Raw genomic sequence first — 12,515 nt, forward strand, 5'->3', positions numbered from 1 at the left:
AAACTGTTGTATCATCGGTACAATTGTCTCATTAGGCATCAGCAAAAATGAGTAGCGAAAGGGAATATAAACTAAATGCCTATCCCCTTTCGCGTTTGTAATCACACCACCACTCATCAAGTCTTTCAATGACCGGCAGTAAAGTTTTACCTAATTCGCTAAGTTTATACTCCACACGTGGTGGAGATTCAGCATAAATCTGTCTACATAAAATACCATCACGTTCGAGCTCACGGAGTTGAACGGTCAAGGTCGTTTGCGCCAGATCTTCCATTTCCCGCCGTAGTTCTCCAAATCTTTTGGGGCATTGTTTGGCAACAGCCTTAATGAGCAAAACTTTCCATTTTCCGCCAATTATCTTAAAAATTCCGTTGACATCACAACAGGCTCCAAAATTTTCACTTTTTTTTTCCTTCATAATCTCCTCATACTGACCATTAGTTCATAAAAACATACCAAGTACATCATTTATAACTACTTGATTGCAAAAAATATCCAAACTATTTTTAATCGTAAAATTATTAAAAACTTTCTATATGCGCTTTCAAATTAAGGATCTACTTCATATTTTCCTCCTTTCAACGGGTATATTTCTTTTCGTCATCGATCTTTTTATCATTAATGTTTCTCTTCCCACGGTTCAACATGCGATACATCTACGCAATAGTGATACGCAATGGATCATAATACTATATATCATTGGTTACACAAGTCTTCTAATCAATGCAGGGAATGCCGGAAATCATTATGGAAAGAAGAAATTATATTTAATTGGCATGGCTGGTTTTACAGTAGCCTCTCTTTTATGTGGCTTAGCCGATAATCTTTACATTTTATTGGCCGGAAGATTGATCCAAGGGATTAGTTCTGGATTGATGGTTCCACAGGGTATCGCATTGATCACCTTACGTTTTGAAAATCCCGAGAAGAGATCAATGGCATTGGGTATTTATGGGAGTATAGCAGGCATCGCTTCTGTCATCGGTCAATTATTGGGAGGAATACTTCCCGACCAGACCTGGATACATGAAAGCTGGCGTCTTATCTTTTTAATTAATGTTCCCATTGGGGTGGTCGCCTGCTTTGCTGTCTATCGTTATACAGCTAACGATCAAGTCTACGTTAAATCCGCTGTTTCTTTTAAACCAATGGTAACATTATTTACGCTTTTAATGGGAATAATTTTTCCATTAATCATGGGGCCTGACTTGAAATGGCCAATATGGTCACTGCTTGTCCTGGGAACAACGCTTGTTTTTGTCCAGCTATTTCTAAAAAAACAGCGTAAATTAGAAAAGATGGGCTATCCTAGCGTACTCAATTTCACCTTATTCAATAATCGGGTTTTCAATTTGGGTCTGCTGGCCGCATTAGCCTACTATATGGTACAGGACGCTTATTTTATCATAAATTCCAATTACCTTCAAAATCAAAAGAATTATACAGCAACAATGACCGGAATTGCCTTTGTTTATCAAGGTATAGGTTATGTATTGGCAAGCGTTATGGTCAGCAAGTTGATACAGCGTCATGGAAAAATTGTGGTGCTTTATGGATTAGGCATCATGATTTTGGGATTGGTTGCACATCTTTTCATTTTTAATAGGATGCTTTTAAATAACTACCAGATACATACCCTGTTCTTTTTATACGGCATTGGTTGCGGTAGTGTGCTACCTGCATTAATGACTCTTGCCTTAAAAGACCTCAATGAAAAATTAATTTCAGTCGGATCTGCCATCTATCTTACGATACAACAACTATCAATATGCCTGGGAATCACATTTATCGTCGGTGTATTTCTACATCAAAAAGAAAATAAATTTTTCATTTGGCAGCATATTTCATCAGCTTATGGCTACTCGATCGCACTATCGGTCATATTGCTCTTATTTGTCCTAGGTTTTATAGCTTATTTACCTTCACAAAAGGTAAAATAGCAGGTAATTTGTATAGGGTTTAGCTGTTTTATCTTATTTTATATAAGGGTTAAGGCCGCTAATTTGCTGCCTTATATTTGTTCACTAAAGCATAATCATAGGGTATGCGCATACTCAAGGGACCAGCTTCCCACAAATCTGAATCAGGGGACAAGTAAAAGTCATAAGCATTACGCAGGAAATTTTCCCCATCGGGTGCTTCTTGCCATTTTTTCTGCGCTCTATTATAAAGTAGTATCATGCAACTCACGCAAGTTCCCTTATCTTTCATGGCCAGGTTTTCATAACACTTCCCTATTTTTACACTTAATTTTTGTTGAATAATAAGGTCCGTCAACCGTCCTTTGGTAAGGTGAATTAAAGCAAGCTGTGCATCTTCATCCGTTGGCGAATGTTTTGCGGGGTTCAATCGGTCGAACTGAGCCTGATATATTCGTGCTATTTCGGCCTGCCTCACATCCATTGGTAAGAGATTTGTATCTACGGGATGGAGGTCTTCAACATCGTCCACCTGGGTGGCTCCAACACTTAAGGCGATATTTTGTTTGGATGTGTCAGCATCTGCAGCAGCTGAGCTTTCATTTTTATCGAATAACTGCGTAAGTTCTGAAATATGATGTCCTATTTGATTAAAACCAACAACGTAATTTAAGATAACAAAAGCAAATAGTGCAAGGACAGAAAAAATAAAAAGTGCCTTCCAAATACTGGTCCGGCTATGCTCATTTGTTTCCACTTCCAAAAATGTAGATCTTTTGTGATCTGCTCTGTCAGCATCGTCACGATTTTCAATCCGGTCATAATCGCCTAAAAATAAGTCTTTACCATCAAAAAGATCAATATGATCTTCTTGAAACATTTGCACTATATCCCGGGCAGCTTTATACTTTACATTTGCCGCTGTGGCAACCAGATCAATTGCGGCATTGACATCGCCCTGTTTAATTAATTCACGAATAGTTGCTTTATCAATTTCGATTGTATTTACGAGAATATTTTTAGTCATACCGTTTAATTTCTATGGATTGCTTCGCTATCGATTAGCACTGAACCATTTTAGATCAAAAATCAGATTAATAAATGAAAGATCAATGAAAATTTCTTCCCTTATGAAAAATACCTGCAGCATTGTCGCCAACTGTTGTCAGATCTTTTAACAAACCTGACATATCAAAGCATCGTTCTGCTATTACATGAATAACCTCTCCTTCAACTTGAATTTTACCCGCGACCATCAGGAGTTTTGCGCGAAGAATTTCTTTTCGATATTTTTCAAATACAGTACTCCAAACGACAATATTTGCAAAACCGGTATCATCTTCAATGGTGATAAATAAAACACCTTTAGAGGTTCCTGGTCGTTGTCTAACCGTAATCAATCCGCATATTTTCACGAGTATATTATTTTTGATCAGACCTAATTTTGCTGTAGGCACGACATGGAGTAGATCAAGCTTACCGCGCAAGAAACTCACGGGATGTGCTTTAATGGATAGTGAGGTTCTTGCATAGTCGGCCACTACATGTTGGCTTTTCGTGAGCAATGGCAGTTCGATCTGTCCTTCTACTATACTTTCAGAGGGTTGACCTTCAAATAATGCAATCGGACGATCCGCCAATGCTGTAATTTCCCAAAGTGCTTGCCGACGATCAATACCTAATGATGTAAAGGCATCTGCATCAGCTAACTTCTCCAACGCAGTAAGAGATAGTCCAACATCCATCATACCAGTAATGGATGCATAAGCAGACTGCCGACCTTGTGTCAGCACAGCAGCCTCTTCCATTGAAAATCCTTTGATCTGACGTAAGCCTAATCGAAGGTCATGTGGTTTTCCAATTTCTCCTTCTAAGGTATTGTCCCACAAAGAATGATTGATATCAATAGGGCGTACTTTTACCCCGTGTTTCTGTGCATCAATAACAATTTGTGCTGGCTGATAGAACCCCATGGGCTGACTATTGAGTAAGGATGCTGCAAAAATATCCGGATAGTAATACTTAAGCCATGAGGACACATACACCAGTAATGCAAAAGACGCTGCGTGACTCTCTGGAAAACCGTAACTGCCAAAACCTTCCAATTGCTTAAAAACTCGATTTGCAAACTCTTCCGTATAGTTTTTCTTTACCATACCATCGACCATCTTTTTGTGAAAAGTCGACACCTGCCCTTTGGCTTTGAATGTAGCCATGCTTCGGCGCAATTCGTCGGCCTCTGCAGGTGTAAATCCCGCAGCAACAATGGCAATTTCCATGGCCTGCTCCTGAAAAAGGGGGACGCCCAAGGTTTTTTCAAGAATGGTTTGGATCTCTGTGCTTGGATAATCGACATCTTCCTCTTTATTTCGCCGACGCAAATAAGGATGCACCATATCGCCTTGTATTGGTCCAGGCCGTACGATAGCCACCTCAATAACCAGATCATAAAATTCGCGCGGTTTTAATCGCGGCAACATCGACATCTGAGCCCGGCTTTCGATCTGGAATACACCTAAGGTATCCGCATGACAGATCATATCGTAAACCTTTGGATCGTCTTTTGCCCCAATATCAGCCAGGGTAAGCTCTTTTCCATAATGCTTTTTAGCGAGGTCAAAAGCTTTGCGTATACAGGTCAACATCCCCAAAGCAAGTACATCAACCTTTAGAAAACCCAGTGCCTCAAGATCATCTTTATTCCATTCGAGATTTGTCCGATTATCCATACGGGCATTTATTAAGGGACAAAGCTCATGCAAATTACCTTGCGTAATAACAAAGCCGCCCGTATGCTGCCCCAATTGACGTGGAAAGCCAATATATTGGTGCGTCAATTCGAGAATTTTTCGCAAATGTTGATCTTCGGGATTAAAGCCCTGTTCAACCAAACGTTCCAAATTGATATCATCGTCCCAATGGCTACTCACTACCCCTGCTAAACGCCCTACCGCATCCATGGAAAGCCCCATCGCCTTGCCAACATCACGTATTGCGCCTTTGGAGCGTACCTGTGTGACAGTTGCTACGATAGCAGCACGATTTCGACCATATTTCTCATAAATATACTGGATCACTTCTTCTCGACGCTCATGTTCAAAGTCGACGTCTATATCCGGCGGTTCATCGCGTGCATCGGACATAAATCGTGCAAATAAAAGCCTGTATTTTGATGGGTCAACAGAAGTAATGCCCAAACAGTAACAGACCGTAGAATTTGCTGCCGATCCACGTCCCTGGCATAAAATTCCTTTTTCCTTTGCAAACCGGACATAATCGTATACAGTTAAAAAATAAGAAGCATAATTTTTGCGTTCGATAAAATCAAGTTCCATTAGAATCGTTTCACGAACTGTTGCTGGAATATCACCATCAAATCGTTTTTTTGCACCTTCCCAGGTTAAATAAGTTAATTCCTCCTGCGTCGTTCGACCATGGGATGATAATTCATCTGGATAGATGTACTTCAAATCATCTAGGGCAAAACGACAAGCATTGGCTATTTTTACACTCTGTGCTACGGCCTCAGGATACAGCCTAAACAAACGTTCAACTTCAGGTATTGATTTGAGATAACGCTCCGCATTAGGATGTAAATGAAATCCAGCCGTATGTATCGTACATTTTTCACGAATGCAGGTTAAAATATCCTGCAATTCACGCCTTTCAGGGACATGATAATATACATCACCAAGTACCACCCTCGGGATATCCAATTGTTCGCCAAGCTGATTTATCCGAAACAATAATTTAGCATCATCCCCACGATAGAGTTTTTTTATTCCTAGATTAAGATAGCCCTGGAGATGCTGTTGACATTCCTGAACAAACTCAATAAATGAATGTTCAAGCTCAAACCCCACGACCAATTTTTCAGGTGGACAAATAATGAATATAATCCCTTCAGCGTATTGAAATACATCGTTTTTATATAACTCGCATTTTCCTTTTTCGGTCCTTAAATTTCCAAGAGTTAACAATGTTGAGAGTCGGCCATAAGCCTCTTTATCTGTTGGGTAGGCCAATAAACTTGGGCCATCCTGTAAATCTAAACGACAGGCAGGAATAAGTCGTATACCTACTTTTTTAGCCTCGATATGCGCACGAACGATCCCAGCAAGGCTATTACGGTCGGTTACTGCAACAGCATGATACCCCAATTGAGCAGCCCTTTCGATCAGTTCCTCAGGGTGTGAAGCACCTTCGAGAAAACTAAAATTACTTGTTATCTGTAATTCACAATAGCCCATGCTTAAGCAAAAAAACCGTGTATAAACCATTGATCCGTATGCCCGTCATAATGCCCCGAACGATACAGCCAAAAACGCCGGCCTTGCAGATCTTCTACCGCATAGTAATCCCGATGTTCGCCTGGATCAATCCACCATTCACGCTCAATACGTTCGGGGCCATCTGCTTTTCTGATCGTATAGGTGTCTCCCTTATAACGGAACAAGATGGGGGGATAATCGGGTATGGGAGCTGTAACAATAATACGTTCCGGAACCTTCAATAATCGCGTCGGACGTGGTCTTGCCATTTGCCAGTCAACAGTTGCAACCTCATCTAGTGTAGTCGCTATTTTCATGGATCGCTCGGGCCAGTAATGTGCAGACGGAACATAGCGTGAAATCTCACAATTGGCGTCCCTACTTTTCAAGCGATCTAACAGTTCGGTAACTGCCGGGTTTTTGAGGCCAATTCTATGGTTCCAAAGATTTTCCTGAATAGGATCTGCAATTTCAACTTTAGAAACCTCCAAAGTAAATAATTCAATCCCCAATGCCGGTTCAATCTGTGGAATCTTTATGGCAAATAATTGAAGGATATGTTTGACCTGGGCAGTAGCACGATTAGTCTCAATGCTGATTGTCTCTAATTTCCCATCCACGCGGTGGCAATTCAATTCAGCTGCACGTAATCCTTTCCCCTCTCCCGACAAACGTTTACACAACTTGTTTAATAACTCTTCCAGCGCCAGTTCAATACCATGTGCTGTACAGATGGGTTCGAGACAAGGTAATCGCTCTTCATACGGTAAATTAGCTTTTATAGGAAGAACAAATTCATCTTCCAGCCCCATGGCCTGATCCAGTCGAAGCAATAGGCTGTCACCAAATCTTCTACGCAAGACTGAACGCGGCATTTTTGCAAAACTTCCTATTGACTGTAGTCCAAGCGATTGCAACCTTTTCAATTGAACCTCTTCCAATCGTAGTGCTGCAGGGTGCAAGGGAAAAAGTGCCTCTGACTGCGCCTGTTCATTTATAATCGTATTTTCAGAACCAAAATGTGTGATAGCCCATGCGGCCCCAATGGTATCAGCAATGCCCATGCGCACAGTATAACCATGTTGTTTAAATTGAGAAACAATACTTGTTAAGTAAGTTGCCTCTCCACCCCAAAGATGTGCACAACCACTTATATCGAGCATAATTCCATCGGGCTCATCCAATGAAACCAATGGTGTATACCTTATGCACCAATCTGCTATGGAATGGAGTAATTTTTCAGCCAATCCAGCTTGCTCTTTGATGATTTTAAGTGATGGAATAAATGCCCGTGCATCTGCTATAGCCATACCTGCGTGTATCCCCGCTTGCTCTGCAAATGCGTTACACGCACTAACGATTAATTTTCCTTGCACAGCGACAGACAAAACAACAGGAACATCCTGCAAATGTGGCTTACAGACGGTAAGCCAATCTGTTTTTAAGTAACGAAACCAAAGGGACGCAAATCTTTTTTTCATGGCTAGCCTAAATTTTGATAATTATAGGTCCAATCTGTGATCTGCACATCTTTTTTGAGGAATGTTCTAAATCCTTGTGGAGACCAGATAATTTGTCCTTTGGCTGGATTACCATTTCTTACCTTAAGCAGCTCTACTTCCCAACAGGGGTAACCAATACCAGGTAATCCATCATCCGATTGACTAGGTAAAGAAGTAACCTTCCAACGTGCAGCACAACTCGTCGCCAACAAGATCTTGGGGTTATGTTGAAGTATAAATCCTGTCACCCGGCTTTTTTCTACGGCAAGTTGAAGGCGCCTTGACTGAATAAAATCCAGCTGATGTATTTCAGCCAATACGGCTGTTATGCCATGGCATTTCAACGCTTCTTCCATTGCCCATAAAACATCTCTTTCCCGTTTCATGGAGACAAAAACAATCGAGGCCGGATCAACTCCAAATGATTTGATAGCAGCAGGAAATACCGTTTGAATAGAGCCTATCCAAATACAAATCCCATCATTTTGCATCAGTTTTCCAAGCAAAGCACCAATAAATCCACAGGAAGCAGCACTATCCATGCGGTTAAAGCTAACAAATTCATGTATAACACCTTTGGGAAAGATTCCATTTGGAAAAGCTTTTTCCAAAGGCCCCAAATCTATAGCGCATTCATCATTCAAACTTTGAGCTACTCCCTGCCACGACAGTAAGTCTTTTTTAAGTTTGCTAATCAAAGCTTGTTTATCATCTAACATCATAGCCCCTCCTATTTAATAGTACATACAAATGTAATACTAAATATTTTAGCATTAAAGACGAAAGCTATATTTTTTAGCAAATAAACACAGTGCTAAAACGGAATCTTTACTATTTCAATTCTTATATATCATTCAAGAATTGTTGGATGACATCTTTTTTTCTGGTCGCAACAGGAATCATTTTACCATCAGACATTTCTATTTGGCCATCCTTGAAATATTTTTTAATATAATTGGCATTGATTAAATAAGATTGATGACAACGAATAAATTCAGATTCAGGAAGCATCGTTTCAAAATGTTTAAGGACTTTTGAAACCATCATCGGTTTATTGTCTTTGATATAAAATGTAGTATACCCTTTATCTCCATGACAATAAAGAATATCATCAATATTCACGATCTGGGTATATTCAAATGTACGAAGCGCTATCTTACGAGGTCTACTTGGAGATTTCAGATAGCTTTCGGCCATGCTTAATTGCATGCTATTGAACTTAAATTCCGTATTTTTTTTATAACATTTTTCAATAGCTTCCATAAATTGTTCTGGGACTAATGGCTTTAATAAATACGCAATGGCACCTATATTTAGGGCTTCTATGGCATACTGGTTAAATGCTGTTATAAAGATGGTATTAATATCCAATTTCAGTTCTGAAAGGAAGGATAAACTGGATCCGTCTTTCAATTGAATATCGGCTAAAATAAGATCTGGATTAGATTCAAGCAATTCACGTTCTGCCTGGGCAATAGAGGGACTATAACCTACTATCTGAACATAGGGTATCGCATCTAACAGAGACTTAATATACAGATAGATGTTATGCTCGTCTTCAAGAATATAAACTTTCATAATTTCACGTATTTAATTAAAATATAAAACAAGTGGGATATAAATTTCTACACGATATCCACTTTTATCCTCTTTATAATTGGGTTTTATTTCAATCCTTGCTTTTTGCTTTGGATCAGTAAATAAAAGTTCAAGACGCTCTTTGGTAATCACCTGTGAAAGAGATGTCTTGTGCGCATTCTCTTTTTTATCTGTGCGCATTCCCCAACCATTATCACTGATAACAATATGCAATTGATCTGCTTGCTGATTAAAAAGAATTTGTAACTGTCCGCGATAATTTAAATTTTTGAAAGCATGTTCAATAGCGTTTTCAACAAACGGCTGAATCAACATGGGGGGAATCATGACATCGTCCACATCCAAATTACCGCTCTCAATTTCAAAATCAAATACATCTTGATAGCGCATCTGCTGTAAAAGTATATAATTCTTTAATGATTTAATTTCTTGATCCAAAGAAATATACTCCTCCCTATTTAATTCGAGTATATCACGAATTTGACGGGACAACAGGATGAGGTATTGATTTGCTTTTGCTTTTTGTTCACTACTGATCAAACCTTGCAAATTAGCTATAGCATTATAAATAAAATGCGGATTAAGCTGGTTTTGTCGTGTCTTTTGCTCTAAAATTAATTGTCTGTTTTCGGCAACTATACGCTGATTAATATTTTTCAACAACTTTTGTTTATTCCGATAATAAATGAAGAATGCAATACTAAAGATCAGCGCAAATAAAATAACAAAAATCCAACGCTGTTGGACCATAATCTGATGGTTGAAGGCATTTGTTGTTTTTAAAAGCTGAATAGCCTGGTCCTTTTTTTCAGTTTCATATCGTGTATTGATCTCATTGATACGATCATTTTCAATACTTTTTGTGCTATTTTTATAATCCTGATAGGCTGAATCTAAGGTAAAATAAGCCCGTTCATAATCTCCTTTTAATGCGTGTGCTACTTGTAGATTCTGGTAATAGAATAATTTATTTTGCTTGCCTTTATGTGTTTTGATAAACTGCAATCCAGCATTGAAATAATAGATCGCCGAGTCCACTTGATGATTATTCAAAAAATTTTTTGCCAAATTCGCATACGCATAGGCATTGAGCGCCTTGCTTGAAGATAAATAATTAAAATACTTTTGGGATGCCTCTACTGCTTTTCGACTATTACCTATGCTAAAAAAATACTGCGCCTGTAAATTATACATGCGCATAATAATAGCAGAATCAGCCGTTTTATTTGCATAATATCTGCAGCTATCCAGTGTTAATTTTAATTTCTCAAAATCATGCAATTCAATATACTGTATAAATTTAATCTCCTGATAGGCCTGTGCAACATGTGGGTCGGATCTGTTGGGATGATAATAATACCACGACTCGTTATCTTTGAGTGCCTGGTTATAATCAGCGCGGCGATAATTTGCATTGGCCAATAGATTAAAAAAAAGAAAACTAAACCTACTTTTATTTGCTAATGCATATTCTTTCGCATCGATAATTTGTTCCATGATGCCAATAGTAGTCACATCATTAAAACTAAAATTAGCTCTTATTTTAAAGTAATCCTTCAGAACATGCAAATCGGGAGACATTGTTCTCCCATCAAGGTTTTTCAGCGCAATTTCTATTGAATCAATTTTATCATCCAACAAGTAGTTATACGCCAAAAAAATCCAATTATAGCCAGAAATATTAAAATATCTATCCTTAGCAAACTCCGTTGTCTTCTTTGCTATAATAGATTGATCCCTAAAATCCTGTAGAGCGAGAAATTTTAATAATGTGTCCTGATAGGTTAAATCAAGTGCCTTATCTTCAGTATGCGCATTATTTCTAGACGTCTGACGGTCACTTTGATAACAAGAAAGTAACTGTGCCATTAGCACGAGAGATAAAAAACAAAAAGTAAATCTTGTCAAATTTCGTATCATCAGAATATAACTATCTGTTTAAATTTACATGAAGGTCTTATATTTTTCCATTACCTCCTTCATTAACTATAATAAGCTTTCACAAGATATCAACAGCTATAAAAAAATAGGCAAGGCACTACTATCCATATCATGTTATCTATTGTCGAATATCGGAATATTATCAAAAAAACCAATATATACTTTCAAAAGTATTTAACCCCACTGATACTTATGTTAATATTCTTCCTCAGTAAAAACACCGAGTGCAATTATTGATCGCAGATAGAGTTAATTTTCTTTTACTTCCTACAAACATACAAATTGGTCAACAATGAAAACTTACTATTTAATAATCGCAATATATGACTCAATATTTGCATCGATAAAGAGAATTTCGTTTTTTTATCAAAACGTGTAACGAAATAGCCATACCACATACTTATATCATAAAGCATCACGCTAAAACGTAATATGGTAAATAACCTAATCTTTACTTACATAAACTGGACTATAGATAGTGATATCTTTGTTATTCCACTTATTGAACACCCTATTCGCTGGTACGGACTATTTTGGTTATTGGGTATTGTATTATGTTATAAGATATTAGGATCATTATTTAAGAAAGAAGGTCTGCCACCCGAGTTTTTAGATCAACTAACCATTTATATTGTTTTTGGTACTGTCATTGGCGCTAGACTAGGGCATGTATTATTTTACGATCCCGGTTATTACCTCAATAATCCCTTAAAAATATTAGCCATATGGGAAGGTGGGCTGGCAAGCCACGGTGGTGGTATAGGCATACTAATCGCAATCTATTTATTTGCAAAAAAACAGCAACTTCCTTTTCTCTGGCTTGCAGATCGGATTGCTTTGGTCGTCCCTTTAGCTGGTGTTTGCATTCGATTGGGCAACTTAATGAACTCTGAAATGATTGGCACAGCAAGTAGCTTACCTTGGGCCTTTGTGTTTACCCATATCGATACTATCCCCCGGCATCCAGCACAGCTTTATGAAGCCTTATTTTGTCTCTTATTATTCGTATTGTTATATCGTTTATGGAAAGAAAACAAGCTTCGACGTAACAATGGAAACTATTTCGCCTTGCTGTTGGTTTTGCTGTTTTCGTTCAGGTTTTTAGATGAGTTTTTGAAAATCAATCAAGAGCATTTTGAAGACTCCTTATTGATCAATATGGGACAGCTGCTTAGTATACCCTTCATTCTTATTGGAGCTGGTCTATTTATTTTCAATCGTTGTCGAGAAAGAATACCGAATATAACGTAATAGCATGCGCGGACTTCCAATAATAGCCCGCT

9 protein-coding genes are annotated in these 12,515 nt (G+C 38.3%); 2 read left to right on the forward strand and 7 right to left on the reverse strand.

Translation table 11 applies throughout. The features are described 5' to 3' along the window. Positions 1 to 79 precede the first annotated feature (79 nt). The gene (locus B2O97_RS08020; protein WP_112375470.1) at positions 80 to 418 is read right to left on the reverse strand and encodes a winged helix-turn-helix transcriptional regulator; all 339 of its coding nucleotides are present in this window, start codon (positions 416 to 418) and stop codon (positions 80 to 82) included. Between the two features lie 118 nt (positions 419 to 536). On the opposite strand from B2O97_RS08020, the gene B2O97_RS08025 reads away from it, so the two are divergent. Continuing rightward, a complete protein-coding gene (locus tag B2O97_RS08025) occupies positions 537 to 1,940 on the forward strand; it encodes an MFS transporter (protein WP_115048763.1) in 1,404 nt (467 codons plus the stop codon). 58 nt (positions 1,941 to 1,998) lie between these two features. Here the strand turns inward: B2O97_RS08025 and B2O97_RS08030 are convergent, their stop codons facing one another. The 6 genes from B2O97_RS08030 to B2O97_RS08055 all read right to left on the reverse strand — a co-directional run bounded on the left by B2O97_RS08030 (position 1,999) and on the right by B2O97_RS08055 (position 11,160). Then, positions 1,999 to 2,946 (reverse strand): hypothetical protein, encoded by a 948-nt coding sequence (locus B2O97_RS08030; protein WP_115048765.1) that lies wholly within the window; start codon positions 2,944 to 2,946, stop codon positions 1,999 to 2,001. An 82-nt stretch (positions 2,947 to 3,028) separates the two neighbouring features. Continuing rightward, a complete protein-coding gene (locus B2O97_RS08035) occupies positions 3,029 to 6,169 on the reverse strand; it encodes an error-prone DNA polymerase (protein ID WP_070563869.1) in 3,141 nt (1,046 codons plus the stop codon). A 2-nt stretch (positions 6,170 to 6,171) separates the two neighbouring features. Next, positions 6,172 to 7,671, reverse strand: a complete 1,500-nt coding sequence (locus tag B2O97_RS08040) for a Y-family DNA polymerase (RefSeq protein ID WP_286767233.1) — start codon at positions 7,669 to 7,671, stop codon at positions 6,172 to 6,174. A gap of 2 nt (positions 7,672 to 7,673) precedes the next feature. Further along, the gene (locus tag B2O97_RS08045) at positions 7,674 to 8,414 is read right to left on the reverse strand and encodes an ImuA family protein (protein WP_070563863.1); all 741 of its coding nucleotides are present in this window, start codon (positions 8,412 to 8,414) and stop codon (positions 7,674 to 7,676) included. A gap of 121 nt (positions 8,415 to 8,535) precedes the next feature. Beyond that, positions 8,536 to 9,270: a LytR/AlgR family response regulator transcription factor gene (locus B2O97_RS08050; RefSeq protein WP_046673530.1), complete on the reverse strand. Its 735-nt coding sequence runs from the start codon at positions 9,268 to 9,270 to the stop codon at positions 8,536 to 8,538. 12 nt (positions 9,271 to 9,282) lie between these two features. After that, positions 9,283 to 11,160, reverse strand: a complete 1,878-nt coding sequence (locus tag B2O97_RS08055) for a sensor histidine kinase (RefSeq protein ID WP_070563861.1) — start codon at positions 11,158 to 11,160, stop codon at positions 9,283 to 9,285. A gap of 504 nt (positions 11,161 to 11,664) precedes the next feature. Between B2O97_RS08055 and lgt the strand changes: the two genes are divergently transcribed. Continuing rightward, a complete protein-coding gene (lgt, locus tag B2O97_RS08060) occupies positions 11,665 to 12,483 on the forward strand; it encodes a prolipoprotein diacylglyceryl transferase (RefSeq protein WP_286767234.1) in 819 nt (272 codons plus the stop codon). The last annotated feature ends 32 nt before the right edge of the window (positions 12,484 to 12,515 follow it).

Origin of the sequence: Sphingobacterium sp. UBA865 (assembly GCF_002295765.1) — a bacterium.
Taxonomy (GTDB): domain Bacteria; phylum Bacteroidota; class Bacteroidia; order Sphingobacteriales; family Sphingobacteriaceae; genus Sphingobacterium; species Sphingobacterium multivorum.

Bases quoted from the DNA above. Each gene is read 5' to 3' on its own strand.
- B2O97_RS08020 (WP_112375470.1), bottom strand. From the start codon at position 418: ATGAAGGAAAAAAAAAGTGAAAATTTTGGAGCCTGTTGTGATGTCAAC.
- B2O97_RS08025 (WP_115048763.1), top strand. From the start codon at position 537: ATGCGCTTTCAAATTAAGGATCTACTTCATATTTTCCTCCTTTCAACG.
- B2O97_RS08030 (WP_115048765.1), bottom strand. From the start codon at position 2,946: ATGACTAAAAATATTCTCGTAAATACAATCGAAATTGATAAAGCAACT.
- B2O97_RS08035 (WP_070563869.1), bottom strand. From the start codon at position 6,169: ATGGGCTATTGTGAATTACAGATAACAAGTAATTTTAGTTTTCTCGAA.
- B2O97_RS08040 (WP_286767233.1), bottom strand. From the start codon at position 7,671: ATGAAAAAAAGATTTGCGTCCCTTTGGTTTCGTTACTTAAAAACAGAT.
- B2O97_RS08045 (WP_070563863.1), bottom strand. From the start codon at position 8,414: ATGATGTTAGATGATAAACAAGCTTTGATTAGCAAACTTAAAAAAGAC.
- B2O97_RS08050 (WP_046673530.1), bottom strand. From the start codon at position 9,270: ATGAAAGTTTATATTCTTGAAGACGAGCATAACATCTATCTGTATATT.
- B2O97_RS08055 (WP_070563861.1), bottom strand. From the start codon at position 11,160: ATGGCACAGTTACTTTCTTGTTATCAAAGTGACCGTCAGACGTCTAGA.
- lgt (WP_286767234.1), top strand. From the start codon at position 11,665: ATGGTAAATAACCTAATCTTTACTTACATAAACTGGACTATAGATAGT.